1 protein-coding gene is annotated in these 551 nt (G+C 45.6%); it reads right to left on the bottom strand.

Annotated features, from left to right (window positions below; genetic code table 11):
- Positions 1-361: 361 nt before the first annotated feature.
- Positions 362-551: hypothetical protein (locus BLL38_RS31310; protein ID WP_211278362.1), on the bottom strand; the 190-nt coding region annotated here is incomplete at its 5' end.

The raw sequence follows: 551 nt of genomic DNA, 5'->3' as shown, positions 1-551 counted from the left end.
CCGCAGGGAGGCGTTAGGGCACTCGATTACTCACCATCGATCCTACGGATCAGCCACATTTACAGGACGCCAGCCCATTCGGGCGATGGCTTTCCCCAGTGCTCTCGCTCTGTTGGCTCACTGCTCACCGTCGTCCTACGGCCTAGGCGACCAGCTCCACCACCATAACGAGGCTTGGGGAACCTGCTTAGCGTTGTGGCTGATCCTGAACATGAAATCAGCAATCTAAACGGCTGAAAATCAAAGACATTGAAAACCGCCCTAATAATATAAGATAGGAACGACTTCTAAAAACACCAGTTTCGTCCCGTAAAATCAGGCTTTTTCAAAAATAGGCATTCACCAGTACAGTGATAGAGGTTCACCAGATCAGTGATAGACATTCACTGAGCCAGTGATTCAAATTCATTAAAAACGATGAACCATCATACCAAGTGGAAAAAAAAGGCTCATCGAAAGCGATGAATTTGCCAAAAGAGAGGCATTCACCAGCACAGTGATTGAAAGTCATTAAAAAAAATGAATGAAAAGCATTGACAATGATTAAGGGC

It is taken from the genome of Pseudomonas gessardii (genome assembly GCF_001983165.1).
GTDB classification, from domain to species: domain Bacteria; phylum Pseudomonadota; class Gammaproteobacteria; order Pseudomonadales; family Pseudomonadaceae; genus Aquipseudomonas; species Aquipseudomonas gessardii.
Note: the sequence above shows the minus strand (reverse complement) of the source record. Positions and strands in the feature narration are given on the sequence as shown.